Genomic DNA, 26,218 nt, shown 5'->3' on the forward strand with positions numbered 1-26,218 from the left:
ATATTCTCAACGGTTTAATTACGATATTGAAATAAAAGAGCTACACCATTTCAACAGGTTGTGCTTCTTTCTTTTCTTCAGGGAATATGAAATTCATAGCTTTTTCTACTTTTTCAGGTAATAAAGCGATATCTAATACTTCCTGCACATAATCTACATAGTGGAAAGTCAATCCGTTTGTATAAGCCGCTCCTATCTCTTCAACATCCTTACGATTTTTATAACATATCACTATCTCCTTAATACCTGCACGCTTAGCCGCTAAGATTTTCTCTTTGATTCCACCTACAGGTAATACTTTACCTCTGAGCGTAATCTCACCCGTCATGGCCAGATTTGGTTTCAGCTTTCTTTGGGTGAAAATAGAAGCCATTGAGGTAACCATCGTGATACCCGCCGATGGGCCATCTTTTGGTACAGCGCCTTGCGGCACGTGTACGTGCAAATCGTAATTCTGGAAAATGCGGTAATCGATACCAACTTCTTCGGCATGAGATTTCAGATAAGAAAGTGCCGTTACTGCTGATTCTTTCATTACGTCTCCTAACTGACCCGAGAGAGTTAACTGCCCTCTACCACGGCTCAGACTCGATTCGATGAATAGAATGTCCCCTCCTACTGATGTCCAGGCCAGGCCTGTAACTACACCTGCGGTTTCATTCCCTTCATATAAATCATGATCGAATATCGGTGCACCCAGCATTTTTTCAACATGCTCTGCTTTTACCAGTTTAGGATATTCTTCCTGCATGGCAATTGCTTTTGCTATCTTTCTTACCAGAGTACCTATCTGTTGCTCCAAACGTCTCACACCTGATTCTCTGGTATAGCCTTCCACTACTTTCTGAATAGCCTTATCATCTATTTTCAAATCTTTTACCTTTATACCGTGTTGCTCTAATTGTTTCGGCACCAGATGTTTTTTGGCAATTTCGATTTTCTCTTCTACCGTATAGCCCGAAATTTCAATGATTTCCATTCTGTCTCTCAAAGGTGGCTGAATGGTATCTAATGAATTGGCAGTAGCGATGAATAATATTTTCGAAAGGTCGTAGTCAACCTCCAGGTAATTATCTTTGAAGGTTGAGTTTTGTTCAGGGTCTAAAACTTCTAACAAAGCAGAAGAAGGGTCGCCACGAAAATCACGCGAAACTTTGTCAATCTCATCTAATACAAATACCGGATTTGATGCCTTCGCTTTTTGCAGGTTTTGTATCACCTTGCCCGGCATGGCACCTATATATGTTTTTCTATGTCCGCGTATTTCGGCTTCATCATGCAAACCACCTAAGGCCATACGTACATAGTTACGGCCTAAAGACTTGGCAATTGATTTACCTAAAGATGTTTTACCAACACCCGGAGGGCCGTATAAGCATAAAATCGGCGCTTTCATATCACTGCGCAATTTCAGGACAGCCAGATATTCTATGATACGCTCCTTTACTTTATCCAGTCCTGAATGGTCGGCATCTAATATTTTCTTGGCGCGTTTCAAGTCAAAATTATCCTTAGAGTATTCATTCCAGGGCAATTCTATCATCGTTTCCGCATAAGTCAACGATACGCCATACTCGGGTGCCATTGAGTTCATTCTCAGAATTTTATTCAATTCCTTATTGAAGTGTTCATTGGCTTCTTTGCCCCATTTCTTTTTTGCGCCTTTGGCTCTGAGTTTTTCCACTTCCTGGTCAGGCGTTTCCATGCCCAGTTCTTCTTGCAATACCTTTATCTGTTGGCGCAGATAATATTCTCTTTGTTGCTGGTCTATGTCAAGACTCGCTTTGCTCTGTATATCACGTTTGATTTCCAATACCTGAATCTCCTTCATCATGTGTTCAAGCAATTTATGTGCTTGCTCACTACCATCGAAAGTTTCCAGCAACAATTGTTTCTCGCTGATTTCGATATTCAGGTTAGAAGATAAAAAGTGAGTCAGAAAGCTCGGACTATCAATATTACTGATAGCCATCTGTGCATCTTTTGGTATATCAGGATTCAGATTCAGAATTTTATACGCTGCTTCCTTCAGACTCTGAATCAAAGCCTTTATTTCTTTCTTACGAACACTCGGAAAATTATCCGGAATATATCTTACCGAAGCCGTTAAATGCGGTTCGGTCTGGTTATACTGCAATATCTCAAAACGACGACGACCCTGAATAATAACCGTTACATTACCATCGGGCAATACAATCATTTTTAAGATAGTCGCAATTGTACCTACTTTATATAAATCTTCCGGAGTTGGCTCATTAGGTGTATGGCGTATCTGCGCTACCACACCGATAGTCTTATCAGTACGATACGCTTTTTTTACCATTTTGATGAATTTTGCTCTTGTAACTGTAACTGGTATTACAATACCGGGAAACAAAACAGTGTTTCTTAAAGAAAGGAGTGCCAGATCTGTTGGCAAATTATTTTCATTTTCCATCACTTCATCAGGTGAAGCGATTTCAATCATTTCTACGTTTTCTACGTCTTGGCGTGCCATAACTAGGCTGGAGATTAGTTCACGATTCATGTACCACAAATTTAGATTCGTCTATACGATTTCTTTTATACGAAGAAACCATTTATTATACAGCAAAATATTGATTATTATTAAAACCTACTAATCCCTCATCATACATCCAAATGGCGGATAACTGCAAAAATTTGTCTGCCAGATTGTCAGAGTGAAAGTACAAAACGTTTTGAATAATAAAAATATATATTCGTTTTTTTTATAGTTCAAACCTGATGCCAACCTGAATACTATGGCATTGTGGCAGGTAAAGCCATTAAATCTTCTCTCCTTTCGAAAACCTTGCAGGATTATTGGCAATTTTTGATTTAATTTGATTTCTATTCTGACAAAATTGTAAACTCATGAAAAAAGTATTGTTGCTCGTTTTCCTACTTATCAACACCTTATCCACATTTGCTCAAAAAACACCAGACTTTCTTACTAACTATAACCAACGTTGGGTAGATTCTGTTTTTAATACCCTCACATTAGAAGAAAAAATCGGTCAGTTACTGATGCCACGTGGGAATACCTCTGGACAAGGGTATAATTTTGATAAGCTCAAAAAATGGGTGCAAGACTATAAATTGGGCGGATTGGTGTTTTTTGCAGGCCAACCAACCACACAAGCCCGCATCGTAAATGAGTTGCAGAAAATGTCTAAAGTACCTATGCTGGTAGGTATGGACCTGGAATGGGGCTTAGCCATGCGCCTGGATAGCACTGTGCGTTTCCCTTACCAGATGACTCTGGGTGCTATGCGTGGCAAGGAAGCAGAGATCAGAGAAATGGGTATCGAAATCGGAAAGCAATGCCGTAGAATGGGTGTTCATGTGAATTATGCGCCTGTGGTCGATGTCAATAATAATCCCAATAATCCAGTTATTAACTTCCGTTCTTTTGGGGAAAACAAATATGATGTAGCCGGCAAAGCGCTTGCCTATATGCAAGGCATGAATAGCGAGCGTATTCTTACCTCAGCGAAACACTTCCCGGGTCATGGCGATACAGGCGTAGATTCCCACTACGATTTACCATTAATTACACATGATAAAAAACGCCTGAATGAGATTGAATTGTACCCATACAAAATGTTAATCAATAGTGGCTTAAGTGGGGTGATGACGGCACACTTAAGTATTCCGGCACTAGATTCAACCAAGAATTTAGCTTCTACCCTATCCAAAAATATAGTAACCGATTTGCTTCGCAAAGATTTGAGTTTTAAGGGATTGGTATTTACTGATGCCATGGATATGCAGGGAGCCGTAAAATATTTTCCGAACGGACAAGCCAATGTAAAAGCCATTCTGTCAGGTAATGATATTTTGGAAACTTTTGAAGATGTACCTGCAGCCATTGCAGCTATCAAGGCAGCCATTGAGAAAAAAGAAATATCAATGGAAGAAATTGATTTCAGAGTGAAAAGAATTCTGATGGCAAAATCGTGGGTTGGTCTTGACCGCTACAAACCAATTCAGATTGAAAACCTGATTAAAGACCTGAATACCACTACTTCTGATGTTTTAAACCGTCAGTTTGCTGAGGCTTCTGTTACTTTGGTAAAGAATGAGGACAATATTCTACCAATCAAAGACTTAACCAAAAAAATTGCCGTAGTATCCATAGATGCCAGCCAGCCAACAGTTTTCCAGAAAATGGCAGCAAACTATACTGCGGTCGATAATTTTCTGATTCCCGCCAATGCCGCTGATTCTACCATTAACAGAGTACTAGAGCAAACCAAAAACCATGATCTCATTGTAGTTGGTGTGCATCTGAATAATATCCGTCCGGCAGCAAAATATGGAGTGACTGATGCTAATAAAAAAGCAGTAAAAGCATTTACCAATACAGGAAAAGCCGTAGTGGCCCTCTTTGGTAATCCTTACGCGCTTGATAAATTTGAAGAGTTGGAGAAAGCGAAAGCCATTGTAATGGCTTATCAGCTGACCAATTATATGGAAGATGCTTCGGCACAAGCCATTTTTGGGGCAATCCCATTCATAGGTAAACTGCCTGTAACAGTTAATGAAAAATATCCTTTAGAATTAAGTATTCAAACTAAAGCATTAGGTCGTTTGGCTTACGGTGTGCCTGAAATGGTAGGCTTGAGTAGCGAGGTTTTCAATGCCAAGATGGACTCCGTTGTGAATTTAGGGTTAAGAGAAAAAGCCTATCCTGGGGCAGTATTGGAAGTAGCTAAAGAAGGTCGTGTGATTTACCACAAAGCCTTCGGCTATCATACCTATGAAGCAGCCAAAGCAGGCGGAAATAATATGAATGACCTGGTGCTACGAGCCGACAATAAGAATGATGTAATGGACGAAAAGGTAAAGAATACCAGTAATAATCTAGTATTGAGCGCTCCAACTAATACCATCTCAAGTGGAAAAGTAAAATTGACAGATTTATACGATTTAGCTTCTGTAACTAAAGTAAGCACTTCTTTATTGTCTGTGATGCAATTGATGAGTGTAGGTAAATTTGATTTAGACAAGACTTTCAAAGATTACTATGTTGAATTTGATAATTCAAACAAAGCCAATTTACGATTCAGAGATATGCTGACGCATAAATCCGGATTGAAAGCCTGGATTCCTTTCTGGATGGATGCCATTGACTCGGTGAAAAGTGTGAGGAATAGCCCTGTATTTAAAGAGAAATACGCTAATAAATACAAGAAGAAGTTCTTCATGAGTAAAAAGAAATATAATGCTCTACTCATGAAAGCCATTAAAGAAGACAAAAATTTGTGGAAAGAAACCCTTTCTTCTAACACTTTAGTATTGAAGAAACATACACTTTCTAATAAACAATCAGCCGAGTATCCTGTACAAGTATCGGATAGCTTATGGTTGCATAAAGATTGGAGAGAGAAGATTTTTCAGGCCATTGAAGATTCTCCTGTAAAACCAGAACAAGGCTATGTATATAGCGATTTACACTATTATACCTATCCAACATTTATGCCTCGCATTACAGGTATGCCATGGGAAGATTATCTGAAACAGACCTATAAACAGTTAGGAGCAAACTCTCTTACTTATAATCCATTGCGCTTCTATCCGAAATCGCAAATAGTACCGACAGAAAGAGATACGTTATTCAGAAAAACTTTGATTCATGGACGTGTACATGACGAAGGCGCAGGTATGTTAGATGGTGTTTCGGGCCATGCAGGTTTATTTGGCAATGCCAATGACTTATTAAAACTGATGCAGATGTACCTGCAAAAAGGTAGATATGGCGGCACACAATTTATTAAGCCGGAAGTAGTAGAAGAGTGTACCAGATACCAGTTCCCTGAATTGAAAAACCGCAGAGCCATTGCCTTTGATAAAATAGATTTCAATCCGAAAGTAGCTAATGGTCCAACCTTAGCAACTCCTGAAAGCTATGGACACTCAGGCTTTACTGGCACTTTTGTATGGGTTGACCCTAAGTATAATTTTGCGTACGTATTCCTGTCGAACCGCGTGTATCCGACGCGTGACAATGTAAAAATCAGCACTTTGAATATCAGAACAGCCATAGGCGACGAGATTTATAAAATAGTGAAGTGATAAGACAAACCTTATTCTATAGATATACGTAAAGGTTTATTTCTTAGAAAAATGCAATATCTTAAATACAGGAAATTTGCCGATGTTGAGCTCTTCCGGTTTGGTTATGCTCTCATCGGCAAACCTTGGTTCAATGTGTACTGTTTTATTTTAGATAATGTATTAATCGATACCGCACAGGCACATTGTCAACAGAAAGTTAGCGCTACTTTTCAGCACAAAAACATTGAAAAGATTTTGCTGACGCATTTCCACGAAGACCATTCGGGAAATGTTACAGCTTTAGCACATGAGCATCAGGCAGAGGTATTTGCCCACCCACTTACGCAAGCAAAAGTAAAGCAGGGCTTTGACTTATATTTATATGAGAAGGTATTGTTTGGACAGGTAAAACCTTATACAAAAGAGATACACGATTTTCCGGTAATTTTTGAGACTCCACACCACACATTATTGCCCATTTATACACCCGGGCACGCTGACGACCATACCGTTTTCTTAGAACCCAATAAAGGCTGGCTTTTCTCGGGCGATTTGTTTGTAGGCATAAAAATCAGGATATTCAGAAAAGGAGAGAAATTCTGGCAACAGGTAGAATCCTTTAAAAAAGTGCTTCAATACGACTTTGATGTGCTTTTTTGTGGACATCATCCACGTTTGAAAGACGGAAAACAACAAATGCAAGCCAAATTACAGTATTTTGAAGACTTTGGCGGAAATGTCAGAAACCTGTATCAGAAGGGACTTTCAGTCAAAGAAATCATCAAAGCCATGCATTTGAGAGAGAATCACTTGATTAGAATTCTTGTATCCAATGATGTTTCAGTGAGATATATGGTTGAAGCGGCAATATCTAACGAGTGATTGTGTGATTATTTTGTCTGAACTTTGATTTAGCTGATTTGATGATTTCACTGAAAATTCAGCAATAGAATGATCATGATTATCAATAAGTAAATCCAAGTTTCAAGCAAAATCAATATAAGCAGGTCAATTAGTTAAATCAAAGTTCAAGACAAAATCATCAAATCAGGTAAAACAGACCGTTACCGCGGCAAAGTTAAAGACAATATTCACTCAATCACTAACTCACTCATTCACTAAATAAATTATCGCAACCTGTAAAACTTAATATTCAAAAACCATGAATCGTAGAAATTTCGTACACACTACGGGCCTAACATTGGGTGCCCTCACTTTATCAAGCAAAGAATTATTAGCTAATCTATTTGCGCAAGACCCTTATAAATTGAAGGATTTGCGTGGTGGTGTAGGCGTTTTTACAGAAAAAGGCGGCACTATTGCCTACTTAATTACACCAACAGGCATAGCCGTAGTAGACTCACAATTCCCTGAACAAGCTACGCACCTGATTGATGCCTTGAAAAAGAAGTCAGACAAACCTATTCAATTATTGATTAACACTCACCATCATGGAGACCATTCAGGAGGGAATATCTCTTTCAAAGGCGTTGCTGAACATGTGGTAGCACATGCCAATTCACTGAAAAACCAGAAGGCAGTAGCAGAGAAAAACAAAACAGAAGACAAACAATTGTATCCTGACATGACCTTTACTGATACCTGGAAGCAAAAGGTTGGTAAAGAGACCATTAAGGCGCATTACTTCGGTGCAGGACATACTAACGGCGATAGCTTAATTCACTTTGAAAATGCCAATATTGTGCACATGGGCGATTTACTTTTCAATCGTCGCTACCCATTTGTGGACCGCTCGGCAGGTGCTTCCGTAAAAAGCTGGATTACTGTACTAGATAAGGCATTGAAAACTTTTGATAACCAAACGCTTTTTGTATTCGGCCATGCCTTTGACCCAGAGAAAATAACGGGTAATAAAGACGACATCAGCGTGTTTCAGGATTACCTTTCTAAACTATGGAACTTTGTAGAGGGAGAGGTGAAAGCGGGCAAGTCTAAAGAGGAAATTCTAAAGGTAACAGCCATTCCGGGTGTAACAGAAATGCAGGGAGATGGTATTGTAAGAAGCATACAGGCTACCTACGAAGAGATAACCGGGGCATAAAAATTCTTAGAATTTCCATAAAGCAACCTTAGAAAAGTACAAAAAAGTATGATTTTCAAAATTTTATTCTAAAATGTTTGGTTTTAAAAAATCGTTTCGCTTACATTTGTATAGAAATGATTCGCATTTAGCGAATATTCGCAAATAGAGAAACTTATTCATGAGCCCAAATAAAGTCATTATCGTGCCAATTATTCTCCTGCTAAACAAGTAGGTGAAGAAGGACGCGCGACCATGCTTAAGCCTTCTTCACCAAGTGGAGAAGGCTTTTTTATGAACCAGATATTATTTACGACTTATTATACAACAGAATATCACAATGACCACTCTTAACAAATACAGCCGTACACTCACGCAAGAAGTAACAAATCCTGCTGCTCAAGCAATGCTTTATGCTATTGGCTTGACAGAAGATGACATGGCAAAACCTCAGATTGGTATCGCCAGTACAGGTTATGAAGGAAACCCTTGTAATATTCACCTGAATGGTCTTTCGGTACACGTAAAAAAAGGTGTGCAGGAAAATGGCATGGTGGGGTTGATTTTTAATACTATCGGCGTATCTGATGGGATGACCAACGGAAATGATGGTATGAGCTATTCGTTACCAAGCCGCGACATTATCGCAGATTCAATTGAAGATGTGGTTTCGGCACAATGGTATGACGGTGTGATTACGGTAGTAGGTTGTGATAAAAATATGCCAGGTGCTATGATGGCCATTGCTCGCCTGAACCGCCCTGCGATTTTAGTATATGGAGGTACAGTAAAATCAGGACATTATCACGGACAGAAATTAGATATTGTGTCAGCTTTTGAAGCATTAGGTAAAAAGTTTGCCAATAATATTTCGGACGAAGATTATAAAGGAGTCATACAAAACTCAATTCCGGGTCAGGGAGCTTGTGGTGGTATGTACACGGCCAATACGATGGCTTCTTCAATAGAAGCTATGGGCATGAGCCTACCTAACAGCTCTTCTTACCCCGCGACACACGAAGGCAAAAAAGCCGAATGTGTGGCTATTGGTGCAGCGATGAAAAATCTGTTAGAAAAACAGATTCTGCCACGCGATATTATGACCCGCAAAGCCTTCGAAAACGCGATGACTGTTGTAATAGCCTTAGGAGGTTCTACTAACGCCGTATTGCACTACATAGCTATTGCTTCTTCTGCAGGCATACAATTTTCTTTAGATGATATTCAAGCTATTTCAGACCGCACACCATTATTAGGTGACCTGAAACCATCAGGCAAATACTATATGGAAGATATATTGGCCATAGGTGGAGTACCGGCAGTAATGAAATATCTATTAAAAGTTGGCTTACTTCATGGCGATTGTATGACGATTACGGGTAAAACTGTTGCTGAGAATCTGGAAGAGGTTGTTGATTTGGATTTCACAACTCAGAATATGATCAGACCTATTTCTGACCCGATTAAAGCAACAGGTCACTTACAGATTTTGTATGGTAATCTTGCCGAAAAAGGTGCGGTGGCTAAAATCACAGGTAAAGAAGGTGAAAGATTTGAAGGTATTGCCAAAGTATGTGAGCGTGAGGAAGAGGTGATTGAGTTTTTGAGCAAAGGTGAAATCAAACCGGGTCATGTATTAGTGATTCGTAACGAAGGCCCTAAAGGCGGACCAGGAATGCCTGAAATGTTGAAACCAACCTCAGCTGTTATGGGTGCAGGTTTGGGCAATTCGGTAGCGATGATTACTGACGGTCGTTTCTCTGGCGGTACACATGGTTTTGTAGTAGGTCACGTAACACCTGAGGCTTTCGATGGTGGTACTATCGCTCTGGTAAAAGACGGTGATAAAATTACGATTGATGCAGTTGATAATAAACTGATTCTACATGTATCTGACGAAGAATTAGCAGAGCGCAGAGCAGCATGGCAACCAAAAGAATCACCATTTACGAGAGGAGTTTTGAGAAAATATATCAAGAATGTTAGTTCAGCTAGTGAAGGTTGCGTAACAGACTTATAATTAACAATCTATGGATGATTTTATAAAGAAGTTTGCCAGAAAATACCTGAATATGGAAGTTCGTCGCTTCAATGTCATGAACTCTCCTTTTGCCTTAATCAAACATTTATTGGAATCACATAAAGTTGATTTACTACTTGATGTAGGTGGATTCATTGGGACTTATGGCGAAGAAGCAAGAGAAATGGGGTACAAGGGCAAAATCGTATCGTTCGAACCGATTAAAGCCAGTTTTGCAAAACTAAAAGCTAAAGCAGATAAAGACCCAAACTGGCAATACCATAATATAGGTATCGGTACGGAAAGTGAAGAACTGACCATTAATATTGCCGGGAATTATGCGAGTAGCTCGCTATTAGGGATGCACAAAAATCAGACAGATTTAGCACCTGTGGCGGCCTATCAGGATACTGAAAAGATTCAGATTAAACGATTAGACGAGGTAATCACGCCCGAAATAGCCAAGCAATATCAATCAATCTATCTGAAAATTGATGTGCAAGGCTATGAACTGAATGTATTGGAAGGAGCGAAAGCTATATTACCCTACATCAACGTGATTCAGGCTGAGATTTCATTTGTGACTTTGTACGAACAAGGCCCTTTATACAATGAAGTAATCAGCAAATTAGATGAATTAGGTTTTGAATTATTTACGATTCTGCCCGAACTGAAAGACCCTAAAGACGGAAGACTGATGCAGGGCGAAGGAATCTTTGTAAAAAAGAAAAACCACAAATAGCGGACTTACAACAATCAATGATACTTTAAAAACCATTCTGACATGGGAAATTTATTAGAAGTGGAAGCCAAACAAGAAACGTTTTCTATCAATCTTGAGCAGCCAGAAAAGAAAGATTTTCTTTCGGGAGCGCAAGCAATGATGGAATGTTTGTTAGCCGAAGGAGTAGAAACCATTTTTGGTTATCCCGGTGGCGCTATCATGCCAACTTATGATGCCCTCTATGACTACATTGACCGACTGAATCATATTCTGGTTCGTCATGAGCAAGGAGCAGGGCATGCCGCACAAGGCTATGCACGTGTCAGTGGAAAAACAGGTATTTGTCTGGTTACTTCCGGCCCGGGAGGTACCAACCTTATTACGCCTATTGCCGATGCTATCATTGATTGTACTCCATTGGTTTGTATTGTAGGTCAGGTCAAATCAACATTGCTTGGTACAGATGCTTTTCAAGAAACAGATATGATTGGTGTTACCACACCTGTCTGTAAATGGAACTATCAGATAACCAGCCCTGATGAAGTGCCCGAAGTAATGGCAAAAGCCTTTTATATTGCCCAAAGTGGAAAACCGGGTCCTGTGGTAATAGATTTTACACGCGATGCACAAGCGGGTAAAATGACTGAAAAGTTTGAATACAAGAAAGTCAATAAACTGGTTACTTATCGTCCGCGTATTGTCCCTAAACAAGAGCAGATAGAAAAGGCTGCCGAATTAATCAGCAAAGCTAAACGTCCTTATATCTTATTCGGACATGGCGTTTTGATTGCCGATGCCATGCAGGAACTATTGGAATTTGTTGAAAAAACAGATATTCCTTGCGCAAGTACATTACTAGGTCTTTCAGCTATGCCTATTGACCATCCGAATTATATGGGTTGGTTGGGTATGCACGGCATGTATGCACCTAATGTAATGACAGACCAATGCGATGTATTGATAGCGATTGGTATGCGTTTCGATGACCGCGTAACAGGAGATGCTGCCAAATTTGCCAAGCAAGCCAAAATCGTTCATATAGAGATTGACCCTTCTGAAATCGAAAAAATCAAGAAAACCGAAGCACCTGTTGTGGGCGATGCAAAAGAGGCCTTGAAAATGCTGATGCCTTTGGTAAAGAAAGGGGATTTTACAGGATGGAAAAATGAATTCAGAAAACTGGATCAGAAGGAACATCAGAAAGTAACACTCCGTGATTTGAAAGGTGAAGGCAAAATTAAAATGGCGGAAGTAGTAGCCATGCTTTCAGATAAGACCAATGGTGAAGCGTGTATCGTAGTTGATGTAGGCCAGCATCAGATGGTAACGGCTCGTTATTACCAATTCCGTAAACCACACTCTTATATTGCCTCAGGTGGATTGGGAACGATGGGGTTTGCCATTCCGGCTTCATTCGGCGCAAAAATGGGGGCGCCAGACCGTGAGGTAGTGGGTATTATTGGTGATGGTTGTTTCCAGATGACTATTCAGGAATTAGGTACGATAGCCCAAAGTGGATTGGCCGTGAAAATGATTATCCTGAATAATAATTATCTGGGTATGGTTCGCCAATGGCAGCAATTATTCTTCGATAACCGCTATTCTTTTGTAGAACTAAAGAACCCTGATTTCATTACTATTGCCAAAGGCTTCGGTATTGAAGGACACACTTGTGAAGAAAGAGAAAATCTTAGCGACTCATTGGATAGATTACTCAAATCAGATAAAGCCTATCTTTTAGAAGTATTAGTAGAAAAAGAGGAAAACGTATTCCCGATGGTTCCTGCAGGCACCAGCGTTTCGGAGATACGATTAGAATAATTGAGTGATTGTGTGAATTAGTGATTGAGTGATTAAAAATCAAATACTCAATTCTTGATAATCTTTAATCGAATTTTGATGTAAGATATTCTCAAAGTAATAATCACTAAATCACTCATGCACTAAATCACTAAATAGATACTACTCATGACAACATACACTATTTGCGTATTTACCGAAAATAGCATCGGATTACTCAACAAAATCACAATCATATTTACCAGGAGAAGAATCAATATTGAGTCTTTGACTGTTTCGGAAACTGAAAGAAAAGGCATCTCTCGTTTTACGATTGTTATCAAACACGACAAACGGGAAGAGGTAGAAAAACTCGTTCGCCAGATTCGTAAAGTTGTCGAAGTACTAGCTGTTTTCGGTTATCTCAACGAAGACATCGTTTACAACGAAATTGCCCTCTTCAAAATTTCTACCCCTATTGAAGGCAAGGTAATCGACGTCGAAAACATCAACAAAGTACATAAAGCATGGGTAGTTTATTGGGGGCTCGACTACGTGGTAATTGAAAAAACAGGTACAGAAAGAGAAATTTTCGACTTTTTCAAGTATATCAAACCACATGGTATCATCGAGTTCGTTCGCTCGGGAAGAGTGGCAGTTGGTAAAACACCACAAGGTTTAATAGAGTACCTTCCTGAAGAAATTGCTGAATGGGAGTATTATTTATGATGTTTTTTGCATTGTGATTTTCTTACCATAATCACACATTCACTAAATCGCTCAATCACTCAATCACTCAATTATATAGTAATAACACAAAACAAAACAATAAAATGGCAAAGTTAAATTTTGGCGGTGTTGAAGAAGAAGTAGTAACCCGCGAAGAGTACCCTCTCGAAAAAGCAAGAGAGTTTTTGGGAAAACAAACCATCGCTGTGATTGGCTACGGTGTACAAGGTCCTGGTCAGGCAATGAACATGCGTGACAACGGATTCAATGTAATTGTTGGACAACGTCCTGGCAAAACCTACGACAAAGCAGTAGCTGATGGTTGGGTACCGGGCAAAACACTTTTCAACATTGAAGATGCATTGAAAAAAGGTACTATTATCTGTTTCCTTTTGTCAGATGCAGCTCAAATCGCTTTGTGGCCAACTGTTAAAAAATACCTTAAAAAAGGTAAAACTTTGTATTTCTCACACGGTTTCGGTATTACTTATAGCAAAAAGACTGGTATCAAACCTCCTAAGACTGTCGATGTAGTATTAGTTGCCCCTAAAGGTTCTGGTACTTCTCTTCGTCGTTTATTCGTAGAAGGTAAAGGTTTGAACTCTAGCTTTGCAGTTTACCAGGATGCTTCTGGCCACGCTCGTGAAACAGCTATCGCTATGGGTATCGGTGTAGGCTCAGGATACTTGTTCGAAACTGATTTCTACCGTGAGGTAACTTCTGACCTTACAGGTGAAAGAGGTACTTTGATGGGTGCTATCCAAGGTATTTTCGCTGCTCAATACGAAGTATTACGCGAAAACGGTCACTCTCCATCAGAAGCTTTCAACGAAACTGTAGAAGAGTTAACACAATCGTTGATGCCATTAGTAGCAGAAAACGGTATGGACTGGATGTACGCTAACTGTTCTACTACTGCGCAACGTGGTGCGTTAGACTGGTGGAAACCTTTCCATGATGCAACTAAACCGGTATTCAAAAAATTATATAACAGCGTAAAAACACAGAAAGAAGCGGCTCAATCTATCGAGCGTAACTCTCAACCAGATTACCGCGAGAAATTAGAAGTTGAATTAGCAGAATTACGTGATTCAGAAATGTGGAAAGCAGGTGCAACTGTACGTAGCTTGAGACCAGAAAGAAACTAATTTTTCGGCTAGCAATTGTTTAAATTAGATAAAGCATGGAATGAGTAGGTAAAAAATACCTACTCATTTTATTTTTTATTACATTTGGCAAAAATTCCAGCACAAAAATGTGCATTACCTGTTAGTTTACTATCAATCAAAATCCGGTTAAACCATCATTTAACCAATGACCACCATCAACAAAACCGTGTCAGAAAAACCATTAATCTTTCCAGACATCGACAATATGTATGTCGCAGCCGAAAGGCTTGAAGACGTAGCTACACATACGCCATTAATGCACAATTTGAACCTGTCAGAGCGTTACGGGGCCGATATTTACCTCAAACGCGAAGATTTACAGGTAGTGCGTTCTTATAAAATCAGAGGGGCTTACAACAAAATGGCTAGCCTATCCAAAGAGCAGTTAGCCAAAGGAGTTGTTTGTGCCAGTGCAGGAAACCACGCACAGGGGCTTGCGTATGCCTGTAAAAAACTAGGGGTAACTGGTACTATTTTTATGCCTACTACCACCCCTGCTCAGAAAATCAAACAGGTAGGCATGTTCGGAAAAGAGTTTGTGAAGATTGAATTAGTGGGTGATACTTATGATGATGCGTATTTTGCTGCCAAAACTTTCTGTGAGCAACAAGACGCTACTTTTATACATCCTTTTGATGATTTACAGGTAATTGAAGGACAAGGCACTGTAGGGCTCGAAATCTTTAAAGACTCTAATTTTAAAATAGATTATCTGGTTTTTGCCATTGGTGGAGGTGGATTAGCCTCAGGTGTATCAACTGTTTTTAAACAATTATCACCTAAAACCAAATTAGTGGCGGTAGAACCCTTAGGTTCACCAACCATGCAAAAGTCTTTAGAAGCCGGGCATGTAGTAACTTTAGACGAAATCAACAAGTTTGTGGATGGAGCAGCCGTAAAACGTGCCGGAGATTTAACTTTTGAAGTCTGCAAACAAAACCTTAATCACGAAATTCTTTTGATTCCGGAAGGGAAAGTATGCTCTACCATTCTGGAATTGTATAACGAAGAAGCCATTGTAGCCGAGCCTGCCGGTGCATTATCAGTTGCTGCGCTGGATTTTCTGAAAGATGAAATTAAAGGTAAAAATGTGGTTTGCATCATCGGTGGCGGGAATAATGATATTACCCGTACCGAAGAAATCAAAGAGCGTTCTTTATTATATGAAGGGCTAAAACATTACTTCATTATCCGTTTCCCGCAACGTGCAGGAGCATTTAAGGAGTTTTTGAATGATGTTTTAGGGCCAACCGACGATATTGTAATGTTTGAATATAATAAAAAAACTTCTCGCGAACGAGGCTCGGCATTAGTGGGCATTGAATTAAAAAACAAAGCAGATTATCAGCCGTTAGTTCAACGCATGAAAGACCATAATATCCAGTTTGAATACATTAATAAAAAACCAGATTTATTTGAGTTTTTAATTTAGAACCCCTTTAAACAAATTCATAATTTAGGACGGGACACGATTCCGTCTTACCTTTGTAATTCAAGAAGCCCTTTTTATTTGAATGTATTGGATATTTCTGCTCCTTTTTCTTTTATTCATCTGGCAAATCCACCGAAATGCAGCCTACATTTCTGAAAGCCTGAGCGATTATGGCCTCAAATGGTTTCTTGGTCTGGTTTCGTGTATCATTCCAACAGGGTTTCTTTTGTCTAAATTCAATTTCATTAATCAACCTGTCTATTGGGGTGTTTCAGTCAACGTAATAGCTATATTATTCTATCTTGTTTTCAGACAAATTGCCAATAATCACCACTTCAATTTACTAACGGGTTTTCAGGGTTTACAAAATAAATTCGTAAACAACTGGCAGAATCAGCCCGTTTTAAATAAGCTTTCATTAGGTATTCTGTTTTTAGCTGTATTTATCACAGCTATTTTAAATTTGATTATCTCATTTGTTACCTTCCCGAATGAATGGGATAGTATGACAGGCCATCTTGTAAAATGTGCATATTATCTGCAAAATGGTAATATGAATCGTCTGCAAGGTACTACCTGGACGATTGATTTTTATCCGAACTCATTACCGACTCTCCAGATATTCTTTTATCATCTTTTAGGTGAAAAAGGCTTTAAGGTCATTCATTATCTATCCTATTGGGCTTTTGCTTTATCAAGTTATGGTATTGCCTATAAAATCTCCAAAAACTTTATCGCTTCACTTTTTGTAGGCTTGATTACACTTTTGCTACCAACAGCACTAGTACAAGCAACCACTACCGAAACCGACATTGTATTAAGTGCGTATTTAGGCATTCTGGCTTATAATTTATTCTCATTCAAACAAAAACCTACGCCTCTCAATATTATTATGATAGCCCTTATTTCAGGAGTCTGGATTGGGCATAAGGTTACGTTTTTATTGATTGCTCCGGCAGCTTTTGTGGTTGCTATCTACACAGTTTTGTGGAAGAAAGAATTCTATAAAAATATTAATCTGTTCGTAAGTAGTTTCATGCTTAGCATTGCTATTTATGTATTACCTACGGGATACATTGGTAATATACAAGAGGTTGGCAAATTCAGATTAGGAAGCCTTTCAGCACCACCAATGGTAATGAAATGGCATGGGGTTGAAGATTATACAAGTAAAGAGAAAATCAAAAACATTGCGCTCAATGTGGGTCGATATTCTTCTGATTTCTTAAATCTTGATGGTTTGCGTAGTACAGAAATAGGCAAAAAACTCAATGACGCCTTTCGATATATACCTGATAAGATTTTAGGTAGTTTAGGTATGGAAGGAGCCAGATATACTGTAGTATCTTATTTTTCGTTCGACCACCCGATTCGCTTTTATATAGAAAGACCTTACTGGGGTATCATCAGTTTTGGTATGGTACTACCTGTTACATTGATACTCTTTTATCATTTTATCAGAAATTACCGGACAATCAATGCCATTCAGAAAAGCTTATTAGTGCTGATTGTAGCAGCCATATTACATTTTCTATCATTGAGTTATTCAGCTCCTTATGACCCTATTAAAGCGAGATATTTTCTCAATATGGCCGTATGGTGTTTGCCTTTGTTAGTGGCGTTTTATGTTTTATCAGAAAAACATAAAATCTGGCAATACTGGCAGTTGCTTTGTTGTGCAATCGTGAGTATTTCGGCGTTTTGTAGTATTTCATTTACACGGGTTCACCCGATATTTACCCAAAAGAATATCTTCAATATGTCTCGCATGGAACAAGTGACATTGGCCCGTCCGGATATTTATGATGCCTACAAGAAATTTGATGAACTTGTTCCTAAAAATGCCATTGTGGCCTTAGGTACACAACAAGAACACGAAGATTTTGAATATCCACTCTGGGGAGCAGAATTTAAACGTAGATTGATTCCTATCCACCCATTCCGTAGCAGGGTTAAACCTATTCCGGCTGAAGCTGAATACTTGTTTTATTCAAAGGGCGTTCTCCCCTATCAGGAAGGAGATATTGCACTTGGACTAGGCGACGCACATAAAGATACTCCCGTAGAAGAAAGTGCTTTCTTCTTACGTAAATTGAATCCTCAAACTGTAAAAGCGCAATAAGTTATGACTATCGGAATCATGCAACCATACATTTTTCCCTACGTTGGTTATTTTCAACTAATCAATGCCGTTGATAAGTTCATAATTTATGATGATGTGGCCTATATCAACAAAGGATGGATAAACCGAAATAATATCCTGATTAGCGGAAAAGCGTCTATGTTTACACTTCCCCTAATCAGTGCCAGCCAGAACAGATTAATCAGAGATATTGAAGTAGATAATCTGGAAGCGTGGAGTAAGAAATTCTTTAAAACCATTGAGCAATCGTACAAGAAAGCCCCTTTTTATCAGGAGACTTTGGCGATTCTCACAGAAGTTTTTCAATCGAATCCGGCTAATATAGGCGAGCTTTGTACCACAAGCCTAAAAGCTACCTGCCAATATTTAGGCATCAATACCAAATTTGTTGATAGTTCGACAATTTATAACAATCAACACTTAAAAGCACAGGAGCGTATTTTAGATATTTGTTTGCAGGAAAAGGCAGACCATTATATAAATCCCATCGGCGGAATGGCTATCTATGATAAACAACTTTTTGCCGATAATAAAATCTTACTTAATTTTATCAAATCGAAACCCGTTCAATATAAGCAATTCAATAATGAATTTGTACCCTGGCTTTCGATGATTGACCTATTAATGTTTTGCCCGGTTGAGGCAATTCATGCGTATTTAAAAGAATTTGAATTGGTTTAAAACAGCAAATCCAATGGCAAAAGTAGTAGTTTTCGGTACTGAATTAGTGGCAGAATTAGCCCATTATTATCTCACACATGACTCAGAGCATGAAATTGTAGCATTCACTAAAAACAGAGCATATATTAAAGAAGGCGAGACATCTTTCTGTGGCATCCAACTAGTAGCCTTTGAAGATGTTCCCGAATTATTTCCTCCGTCAGAATATAAATTCTTTGCCCCATTGAGTGAGCGCAAAATGAACCAGATACGTGCAAAAGTATATGGCGAAATCAAAGAATTAGGTTATGATTGTATCTCATACATCAGTTCAAAAGCTACTGTTTTAACTGACCAGATTGGTGAAAACTGTTTTATACTTGAAGATAATACCATTCAGCCATTTGTAAAAATTGGCAATAATGTGGTATTGTGGAGTGGTAACCACATCGGGCACCACGGAGAAATCAAAGACCATGTATACTTTACTTCTCATGTCGTATTATCAGGCCGTTGTGTAGTAGGTGAGTATTCTTTCTTTGGAGTTAACGCTACTATTCGTGACGGTTGTACTTTAGGCGAAGGTACTTTAATAGCCATGGGAGCCAACCTTACCAAAGCTAAAACTGAACCATGGAGTATATGGAAAGGTAATCCGGCCGTGAAATCTGATGTTTCTAGTAAGGATATTAATTTGTAAGCATATTCAGTGAAAGAGAGGGTTTCCTCTCTTTTTTATTAACATATTATGATTTCCGTTAGATAAACTAATCCATAGAATCTCCCTTTTTCCTATGGTTTTTTCAGCAAAAATCTTGAACTTTGACGCTTTAACATAGATATAGACCAAATAATGACGCATTTTTTTGACCAACTTATTTGCCCTAAAACCAGAACTAAATTGGTTCTATCGGCCGACGGCAAAACTCTTCATAATACCTCTCAGGAAGAACCCATCTCTTATGATATAAACAACATTGTAGATTTAGTTTATCCAAAAGAATTGTTCGAGCAAGACCGTAAAGAACAGGTAGCCTACAATGATGCGCACTTGCGTTATGACCGTGGTGTATCATGGGTATTTGAGTCTTTACATGCTAACGAAGCTTCTACACGCAAAACCATGATTGGTATGTTGAAGTTAAAGCCGGGCATGAAGGTATTGGAAGTAGGCGCTGGCACAGGAAAAGATTCAGCTTATATTATTGATAAGGTTACTCCGGGTGGTCATGCCGTTTTATCTGACTTATCACCTGCGATGTTAGGTCATGCCAAAGAAAAATTTGCCGATAAGAAAGATGTACAGATAGATTATTTCATTGGCAATGGTGCTTACTTGCCATTTGAAGACAATTATTTTGATGCTGTTTTCCATTTTGGTGGTATCAACACCTTCTCTGAAAGAGCCAAAGCATTTGAAGAATTCAACCGTGTGGTAAAAGTAGGCGGTAGAGTAGTAGTAGGCGACGAAAGCGTAGGCGCATGGCTAAGAGACCAGAAAACCTATCAGATATTAATGGATGCCAACCCGATGTTTGCCGACCAAGTACCTTTACAGGATTTACCAAAAAACGTAAAGGACGTAAAATTGCAATGGATTTTCGGTAATGGTTACTACGTATTGGAGTTTAAGAAAACTAAAAAAGCGCCAACGGTTAATGTTAATCTACAGATTCCTGGGAAAGACTTCAAGGATAACTGGAGAATTAGAGCGGAACGCAACCGTAAGGCGAAGAAGTAGTTTTTGGTAATTAAAAAATAAAAAGAATGTCATTAAACGAAGATAAAAGCTCCCCTTCAGGGGCGGGGGGGTTATGGAAGAAGCAGGGCGTTATCTATAAACCAGATGGTACTTTAGCACATAGCCGCTCACACGCGCAGGTGCCTTATGCTTATAAACATAAAGATTTTTTAAGAGTATATTTTTCATCAAGAGATGACCACGGACAATCGCGTCCGACATTTATTGATGTGGACTATGACGACCCGACTAAAATCCTTTATGTCCACGACACCTTTGTATTAGATTTAGGTGGACCGGGTGAGTATGACGAAACAGGTGCCATGCCCTCATGGTTTGTGCCTCAATCAAACGGAGACATCTGGTTGTATTATACAGGCTGGAATCGTACGCATAATTCTTACCGCCTGTCAATGGGCCTATCTATCAGTACAGATAGTGGAATTACATTCAAGAAAATGTTCCGTGGGCCTATCATGGATAGGTCAATCCATAATCCTATCTGGGCAGCACAACCATCGGTGATGTATGTCAATGGTCGCTGGATGATGTGGTATATTTCAGGTCAGAAGTGTGAATATATTCATGGCTACCCTGAACCATATTATGATTGCCGTGTAGCTGTATCAGAAGATGGTATTAAGTGGGAACCTACAGGAGATGTAGCACTGCCATTTGATGATTTCTTGCATGCAGTGGGTCGTCCGAGTGTATTTTTTGAAGATGGTATTTTTAAGATGTATTATTCATTCCGCCATACGAGAGATTACCGTACCGATCGCAACCAGAGCTATCGTTTAGGATATGCTGAATCGAAAGACGGTTTTAAATGGGAGCGTAAAGACGAATTAGTAGGAATTCATAAATCAGATAATCCGAATGATTTTGATTATGAAATGATAGATTATGCCTATTGCTATGAACATAACGACAAAAAATATCTGTTATATAATGGCAATGGATTTGGAAGAGCAGGCTTTGGCTATGCTATTTTAGAGAAATAGTGCATTCATGAGATATATCATTTTTATGGCTTGATTCCGGCTTTAGTTTTGCCCTATTATTTAATTTTTTAGAATAGATGATAAGTTATGGGAACAATGAAAGAACAATTCAATAAAGACGGTTATATTATTCTGAAAAACTTCTTTAGTAAAGAAGAAATTAATCAGATATATACAGAGGCTCGTAATCTTTTTGCTTTGCAAATTGAGCGTGTTTTAGGTAAAAAAGTAGATATTGACAATAAAGACGAATTTGAGCAGGCGATGTTTGATTTGTTCGAAGCTGATTTCAATACCTTTGTCAGTACAGGAAAACAAGCCCAGCATTTGATCTCGTTACACCGCTTGGGTACAGAACCTAAATTGATTAACGTGTTGAAATCTTTGGGGTATGATTTCCCGATGATTGGTGTGCGTCCGGCCATGCAATTCAATAGCCGTTACTTGTCAAAAGGTGGTAGCCACTGGAAATTAGGTGCACATCAGGACTGGCGTACAGGCCAGGGCTCCTTAGATAGTATCGTAATGTGGTTTCCGATGGTAGATTGTGGTGAAGCATTAGGTTCATTGCAAATTTTGCCTGCCAGCCATAAAGATGGACTATTGAAAGCGGATACATCTGGTTATTTAGGAAGTATCCAGGAAGACTTACCGGAAGATGCCTATGTGCAAACCGAATTTGAAGTAGGTGATTTATTGGTTTTCTCGGCTTTTTTAGTACACCGTTCCGGCGATAACGTTACTAAAAATATCCGTTGGTCTATTCAGTTGCGTTATAACAATATGGCCGAACAGACCTTCCAGGAAAGAGGCTTCCCGATGCCATATATTTACAAACCTGAAGCAGATCTGGTAACACCTGATTTTCCTCAGAAACAACAGTTAGAAGCTGTTTTTTCTTAATGTAGAACTAAAACAAAAATCTCAGTGAAATGCTTATCAGTAAATCACTTAGAAATTTGTAAATATTAAAACAATACAACAAAAAAATCGTTCTTTTCTTAAGGGCGATTTTTTTGTTGTAGCTAGTTGAGTGGGTATTAAAATTTACAAAAAAATTGCGCGGTTTCTGATAGAATTTGCAGATAATTCTTACATTTGTTATACAATCGTGCTTTAATAATAACCCATAAAACATCTTTCGGAATGGCAACAAATACTTTTCGCCACCGTTCTGCACCTGCTGTGCCCAAGGCTCCACGCAAAGCCGGGCTTTTTGAACGCATCAACACATGGCTCTCTAATCGATTTAATTTAGGTGATTCTCTTCCAACCGAAACGCTCAAGCGTATCGTCTGGTTAAGTGTTCTTTGTATTTTCTACATTTATATTCAGCATAGTTACGAAGGTTTTATCAAGAAAATTGAACGTTCGCGTAACGAAATGGAAGAAAAACGTGCCGAATATATTTCGCAGAAATCGCGCTATATGTTTGCCAGCAAACAGTCTGAAATAGCCAAAAAGCTAACAGACAAAGGGCTTGAAGAAAACATTACGCCCCCGAATAAAATAGTCGTGAAAGAACAAGAATAAGTCCTAAAATCCAGCAAAGTTTATATAATCATGTCAGCGAAGCCCTCTATCCGCGAAGAAATTCAGTGGCGAGCCAAACTTACCTTTGGCCTGGTATTTCTGATAGGCTCCCTTATTGCTGCACAGATATTTGTTGTGCAGGTGTTCCAGAAAAAGAAATGGATGAATAAGGTTGAGAAAGTACAACGCAAACCAATGCAAATAAAAGCTACCCGTGGCAATATCTATGCAGCCGACGGCAGTAGCTTATTGGCTACGTCTGTCCCTCGGTATCGGGTTGGCTTAGATGTATCCAGAGCCAAACCCAAATATTTTGATACCCGTTTAGACTCATTGTCAAATTTACTAGCTGACTTTTTTCAGGATCGTTCAGCCAATCAATATAAAGAATTGATCCTGAACGCCAGAAAAAGCAAAAAAGTAAAATTTGTGGCCTTTGGCGACCGTCTGGTTGATTTTCAGGAAATGGAACAAATCAAGACCTATCCTTTTTTCCGTGAAGGGAAAATGAAAGGTGGCGGTAAGTTCGAACAGTTGAATAGACGGGTAATGCCCTTTGATGATATGGCTTTGCGCTCTATCGGGAAACTTGACCGTGATACCCAAACTAAAGGGGATTTTGGTATTGAATTCAGTTTCAATAATTATCTGGCCGGAAGAGATGGCGTAGGGCTTTTTCAACGTCTGGCTGGAGGAGTATGGAAACCAGTAGAAGATAACCCGGAAGTCCGCCCGGAATCAGGGCATGATGTAGTAACGACTATTGACGTTAATTTTCAGGATATTGTTGAAAGTTCTCTGCGCAATCAGGTAATAAGCACCAATGCCAAATACGGCTCTGCTATTGTGATGGAAGTAGCTACCGGGCAAATTAAGGCCATTACGAATCTTTCACGCAGAACCAAAAACGACGAAACTTATTATACAGAAGACTTTAACTATGCAGTAAAAGGCGGTACCGACCCGGGTTCTACCTTTAAACTGGCAAGTATGGTGGCCATATTAGAGAAAAGCAAGTTAGGTTTAGATTCTCCTGCTGCCTTTTGTGATGGCTCTATCATGCATAATAATATAGAAATGAAGTGTTCGGAAAAACATGGAAATCAGACGGTAAGACAGGTGTTCGAACACTCATGCAATGTCGGGATTTACTCTTTAGTGAAAGAGCATTTCGGATTTTCAAGAGCCGATAATTTTGTCACTTACCTGAGCAATTTCAGATTAGACAAACCTGTAGGATTCCAGTTAAGAGGAGAAACCGAGCCTATTATCAAAAATGGTAAAAGCTCTACCTTTAGTTCAACTACCGTACCCTGGATGTCGATAGGGTATGAAACCCGTCTGACACCTCTGCAAATGCTTACTTTTTATAATGCCATTGCCAATGGCGGGCATTGGGTACAGCCTTTTATTGTAAAGGAAATACGTGAGGCCGACAAAGTGATTGAAAGATTTGAAGGGCGGAAAGAAGATGGCCAGATTTGTTCAGACCGCACCATTAAGCTCGTTCATGAAATGATGAAAGGCGTAGTTGAGCATGGGACAGCCAAAAATATCAATACAGGCTTCTGCAAAGTAGCCGGAAAAACAGGTACTTCACAAAAAAGGGAAAACGGATATGTACAAGGGCAATATTATACGGCCTTTATGGGTTTCTTCCCGGCTGATAATCCTAAGTATAGTTGTGCGGTGATTATTGATGAACCGCAGGGGTCAAACTTGTATGCCCGCGATGTGGCCGCTCCGGTATTCCGTACAATTGCAGATAAAGTTTTTGCTTATGATGTAGCTATCCATCCGGCTAAAAACAAAAATAGCAATGTACAAAAGATTGAAACACATGAACAAAGTGGCTACGCTGAAGATTTCAGAGCAGTGAGTGAGGCTTTAGGTCTGCAAAATGTGCCGAGCAATTCAGGTTGGGCCAAAGCAGTGAAAAATGGAAACAGTATAGCCTGGCGAAAGGTAAATGATAATGCCGATGTACCAAATGTGGAAGGGATGACACTACGCGATGCGATATACTTGCTAGAAAATAAAGGGTATAAAGTAAAATACTCAGGTATAGGAAAGGTGGCTGATGTTGCTTTGCAAGACCAAAAAACGGTTTCACTAACGCTTCAATAATAAAAACCCCACAATTAAGCCAATTGTGGGGTTTTTATTATCTTTTGTATAATCTTCTCGGCGTGTATGCGTGAGTTTTCGATAAACAAACTATGCGTATCCATGCCACCACAAATCACACCTGCCAGATACACATTTTTCATATTGGTCTCCATTGTATCATCGTTATACTCCGGCTTCATAATTTCATCTGCTGATAGATTTATCCCTATCTTTTTCAGAAATGGCAGATTTGGTTGATAGCCAGTCATCGAAATCACCCAATCGTTTTCGATGGTTACAATGCCCTCGGGCGTTTGTATATCTACTTCATTTTCTCTTATCTCTGCAATGACAGAGTTAAAAAATGCCTTGATAGAGTCTTCTTTAATTCTATTCTCAATATCCGGTTTAGCCCAATATTTTACCCTTCTGCCCACTTCTCCTCCCCTGATAACCATTGTTACCTCAGCACCTTTACGCCAGGTTTCCAAAGCTGCATCAACCGCTGAGTTATTGGCACCAACTACCAATACCTTTTGAAAAGCATAGAAATGCGGATCTTTATAATAATGAGTTACTTTAGATAAATCCTCCCCTTTCACACCTAATTTCTGTGGAATATCATAAAAACCCGAAGCAATAATGATATGCTCGGTTTCATAAGTATTCTTTTTGCTGATTACTTCGTATCCTTCCGAATCCTTTGGCATTACCTGCAACACTTCTTCAAAAAGCCTTACATTCAGACGCTTATGTGCTGCTACCCTGCGGTAATATTCCAAGGCCTCGCTACGCGTAGGTTTGGCATTGTTTGATACAAAAGGCACCTCCCCTATCTCCAGTCTTTCAGAAGTGCTGAAAAAAGTCATATTAGCCGGATAGTTGTATAAGGAATTAACCAGACAGCCTTTTTCTAAAATTACATAATTTAAGCCCGCTTTCTGAGCTTCTAAACCGCACGCAAGCCCTATGGGTCCTCCGCCTATAATAATTACATCGTACTTTACTGAATTCATTGTGGCAATTCCATTGTGGCAATTAAAATATAATATTCTCTGTTTGTTTAACAAAGTT

Annotated in this window: 19 protein-coding genes; 17 read left to right on the forward strand and 2 right to left on the reverse strand. The window is 39.2% G+C overall.

What is annotated here, in order from left to right; translation table 11 throughout:
- Window positions 1-40: 40 nt before the first annotated feature.
- Window positions 41-2,497 carry an endopeptidase La gene (gene lon, locus ACYVFA_RS27740; RefSeq protein ID WP_460475122.1) on the reverse strand — a complete coding sequence of 819 codons (2,457 nt, stop codon included), beginning with the start codon at window positions 2,495-2,497 and terminating at the stop codon, window positions 41-43.
- 377 nt (window positions 2,498-2,874) lie between these two features.
- On the opposite strand from lon, the gene ACYVFA_RS27745 reads away from it, so the two are divergent.
- From ACYVFA_RS27745 to ACYVFA_RS27825, 17 genes are all read left to right on the forward strand, one after another.
- Window positions 2,875-6,078 (forward strand): glycoside hydrolase family 3 N-terminal domain-containing protein, encoded by a 3,204-nt coding sequence (locus ACYVFA_RS27745; RefSeq protein WP_460475123.1) that lies wholly within the window; start codon window positions 2,875-2,877, stop codon window positions 6,076-6,078.
- A 51-nt stretch (window positions 6,079-6,129) separates the two neighbouring features.
- Window positions 6,130-6,942 carry an MBL fold metallo-hydrolase gene (locus ACYVFA_RS27750; protein ID WP_460475124.1) on the forward strand — a complete coding sequence of 271 codons (813 nt, stop codon included), beginning with the start codon at window positions 6,130-6,132 and terminating at the stop codon, window positions 6,940-6,942.
- Window positions 6,943-7,222: 280 nt separating this feature from the next.
- The gene (locus ACYVFA_RS27755) at window positions 7,223-8,122 is read left to right on the forward strand and encodes an MBL fold metallo-hydrolase (RefSeq protein ID WP_460475125.1); all 900 of its coding nucleotides are present in this window, start codon (window positions 7,223-7,225) and stop codon (window positions 8,120-8,122) included.
- 319 nt (window positions 8,123-8,441) lie between these two features.
- Window positions 8,442-10,121: a dihydroxy-acid dehydratase gene (ilvD, locus tag ACYVFA_RS27760; protein ID WP_460475126.1), complete on the forward strand. Its 1,680-nt coding sequence runs from the start codon at window positions 8,442-8,444 to the stop codon at window positions 10,119-10,121.
- 10 nt (window positions 10,122-10,131) lie between these two features.
- Window positions 10,132-10,863 (forward strand): class I SAM-dependent methyltransferase, encoded by a 732-nt coding sequence (locus ACYVFA_RS27765; protein WP_460475127.1) that lies wholly within the window; start codon window positions 10,132-10,134, stop codon window positions 10,861-10,863.
- Between the two features lie 42 nt (window positions 10,864-10,905).
- Window positions 10,906-12,666, forward strand: a complete 1,761-nt coding sequence (gene ilvB / locus ACYVFA_RS27770) for a thiamine pyrophosphate-binding protein (protein WP_460475128.1) — start codon at window positions 10,906-10,908, stop codon at window positions 12,664-12,666.
- Window positions 12,667-12,813: 147 nt separating this feature from the next.
- Entirely contained in the window at window positions 12,814-13,353 is a 540-nt protein-coding gene (ilvN, locus tag ACYVFA_RS27775; RefSeq protein WP_116985660.1) for an acetolactate synthase small subunit, read from the forward strand.
- A gap of 104 nt (window positions 13,354-13,457) precedes the next feature.
- Window positions 13,458-14,501, forward strand: coding sequence for a ketol-acid reductoisomerase (gene ilvC / locus ACYVFA_RS27780; protein WP_460475129.1), 1,044 nt, complete (start codon window positions 13,458-13,460; stop codon window positions 14,499-14,501).
- A gap of 166 nt (window positions 14,502-14,667) precedes the next feature.
- Complete coding sequence (ilvA, locus tag ACYVFA_RS27785) at window positions 14,668-15,954, forward strand: threonine ammonia-lyase (protein WP_460475130.1); 1,287 nt, start codon at window positions 14,668-14,670, stop codon at window positions 15,952-15,954.
- Between the two features lie 82 nt (window positions 15,955-16,036).
- Complete coding sequence (locus ACYVFA_RS27790) at window positions 16,037-18,076, forward strand: hypothetical protein (RefSeq protein WP_460475131.1); 2,040 nt, start codon at window positions 16,037-16,039, stop codon at window positions 18,074-18,076.
- Window positions 18,077-18,079: 3 nt separating this feature from the next.
- Window positions 18,080-18,778 (forward strand): WbqC family protein, encoded by a 699-nt coding sequence (locus tag ACYVFA_RS27795; RefSeq protein ID WP_460475132.1) that lies wholly within the window; start codon window positions 18,080-18,082, stop codon window positions 18,776-18,778.
- Window positions 18,779-18,791: 13 nt separating this feature from the next.
- Window positions 18,792-19,457: an acetyltransferase gene (locus ACYVFA_RS27800; protein ID WP_460475133.1), complete on the forward strand. Its 666-nt coding sequence runs from the start codon at window positions 18,792-18,794 to the stop codon at window positions 19,455-19,457.
- A gap of 153 nt (window positions 19,458-19,610) precedes the next feature.
- The gene (locus tag ACYVFA_RS27805) at window positions 19,611-20,498 is read left to right on the forward strand and encodes a class I SAM-dependent methyltransferase (protein ID WP_460475134.1); all 888 of its coding nucleotides are present in this window, start codon (window positions 19,611-19,613) and stop codon (window positions 20,496-20,498) included.
- Window positions 20,499-20,524: 26 nt separating this feature from the next.
- On the forward strand, window positions 20,525-21,502 hold the full coding sequence (locus ACYVFA_RS27810; protein WP_460475135.1) for a glycoside hydrolase family protein: 978 nt from the start codon (window positions 20,525-20,527) through the stop codon (window positions 21,500-21,502).
- A gap of 96 nt (window positions 21,503-21,598) precedes the next feature.
- Window positions 21,599-22,405, forward strand: a complete 807-nt coding sequence (locus ACYVFA_RS27815; RefSeq protein ID WP_460475136.1) for a phytanoyl-CoA dioxygenase family protein — start codon at window positions 21,599-21,601, stop codon at window positions 22,403-22,405.
- A gap of 243 nt (window positions 22,406-22,648) precedes the next feature.
- Window positions 22,649-23,035, forward strand: a complete 387-nt coding sequence (locus ACYVFA_RS27820; protein ID WP_460475137.1) for an FtsL-like putative cell division protein — start codon at window positions 22,649-22,651, stop codon at window positions 23,033-23,035.
- Between the two features lie 30 nt (window positions 23,036-23,065).
- The gene (locus ACYVFA_RS27825; protein ID WP_460475138.1) at window positions 23,066-25,162 is read left to right on the forward strand and encodes a penicillin-binding transpeptidase domain-containing protein; all 2,097 of its coding nucleotides are present in this window, start codon (window positions 23,066-23,068) and stop codon (window positions 25,160-25,162) included.
- 14 nt (window positions 25,163-25,176) lie between these two features.
- Here the strand turns inward: ACYVFA_RS27825 and ACYVFA_RS27830 are convergent, their stop codons facing one another.
- Entirely contained in the window at window positions 25,177-26,160 is a 984-nt protein-coding gene (locus ACYVFA_RS27830) for a YpdA family putative bacillithiol disulfide reductase (protein ID WP_460475139.1), read from the reverse strand.
- Between the last annotated feature and the right edge of the window lie 58 nt (window positions 26,161-26,218).

The organism is Emticicia fontis (assembly GCF_054779675.1).

Excerpts from the sequence above, each read along its gene's own strand:
- lon (WP_460475122.1), bottom strand. The coding sequence starts at position 2,497 with ATGGCACGCCAAGACGTAGAAAACGTAGAAATGATTGAAATCGCTTCA.
- ACYVFA_RS27745 (WP_460475123.1), top strand. The coding sequence starts at position 2,875 with ATGAAAAAAGTATTGTTGCTCGTTTTCCTACTTATCAACACCTTATCC.
- ACYVFA_RS27750 (WP_460475124.1), top strand. The coding sequence starts at position 6,130 with ATGCAATATCTTAAATACAGGAAATTTGCCGATGTTGAGCTCTTCCGG.
- ACYVFA_RS27755 (WP_460475125.1), top strand. The coding sequence starts at position 7,223 with ATGAATCGTAGAAATTTCGTACACACTACGGGCCTAACATTGGGTGCC.
- ilvD (WP_460475126.1), top strand. The coding sequence starts at position 8,442 with ATGACCACTCTTAACAAATACAGCCGTACACTCACGCAAGAAGTAACA.
- ACYVFA_RS27765 (WP_460475127.1), top strand. The coding sequence starts at position 10,132 with ATGGATGATTTTATAAAGAAGTTTGCCAGAAAATACCTGAATATGGAA.
- ilvB (WP_460475128.1), top strand. The coding sequence starts at position 10,906 with ATGGGAAATTTATTAGAAGTGGAAGCCAAACAAGAAACGTTTTCTATC.
- ilvN (WP_116985660.1), top strand. The coding sequence starts at position 12,814 with ATGACAACATACACTATTTGCGTATTTACCGAAAATAGCATCGGATTA.
- ilvC (WP_460475129.1), top strand. The coding sequence starts at position 13,458 with ATGGCAAAGTTAAATTTTGGCGGTGTTGAAGAAGAAGTAGTAACCCGC.
- ilvA (WP_460475130.1), top strand. The coding sequence starts at position 14,668 with ATGACCACCATCAACAAAACCGTGTCAGAAAAACCATTAATCTTTCCA.
- ACYVFA_RS27790 (WP_460475131.1), top strand. The coding sequence starts at position 16,037 with ATGTATTGGATATTTCTGCTCCTTTTTCTTTTATTCATCTGGCAAATC.
- ACYVFA_RS27795 (WP_460475132.1), top strand. The coding sequence starts at position 18,080 with ATGACTATCGGAATCATGCAACCATACATTTTTCCCTACGTTGGTTAT.
- ACYVFA_RS27800 (WP_460475133.1), top strand. The coding sequence starts at position 18,792 with ATGGCAAAAGTAGTAGTTTTCGGTACTGAATTAGTGGCAGAATTAGCC.
- ACYVFA_RS27805 (WP_460475134.1), top strand. The coding sequence starts at position 19,611 with ATGACGCATTTTTTTGACCAACTTATTTGCCCTAAAACCAGAACTAAA.
- ACYVFA_RS27810 (WP_460475135.1), top strand. The coding sequence starts at position 20,525 with ATGTCATTAAACGAAGATAAAAGCTCCCCTTCAGGGGCGGGGGGGTTA.
- ACYVFA_RS27815 (WP_460475136.1), top strand. The coding sequence starts at position 21,599 with ATGAAAGAACAATTCAATAAAGACGGTTATATTATTCTGAAAAACTTC.
- ACYVFA_RS27820 (WP_460475137.1), top strand. The coding sequence starts at position 22,649 with ATGGCAACAAATACTTTTCGCCACCGTTCTGCACCTGCTGTGCCCAAG.
- ACYVFA_RS27825 (WP_460475138.1), top strand. The coding sequence starts at position 23,066 with ATGTCAGCGAAGCCCTCTATCCGCGAAGAAATTCAGTGGCGAGCCAAA.
- ACYVFA_RS27830 (WP_460475139.1), bottom strand. The coding sequence starts at position 26,160 with ATGAATTCAGTAAAGTACGATGTAATTATTATAGGCGGAGGACCCATA.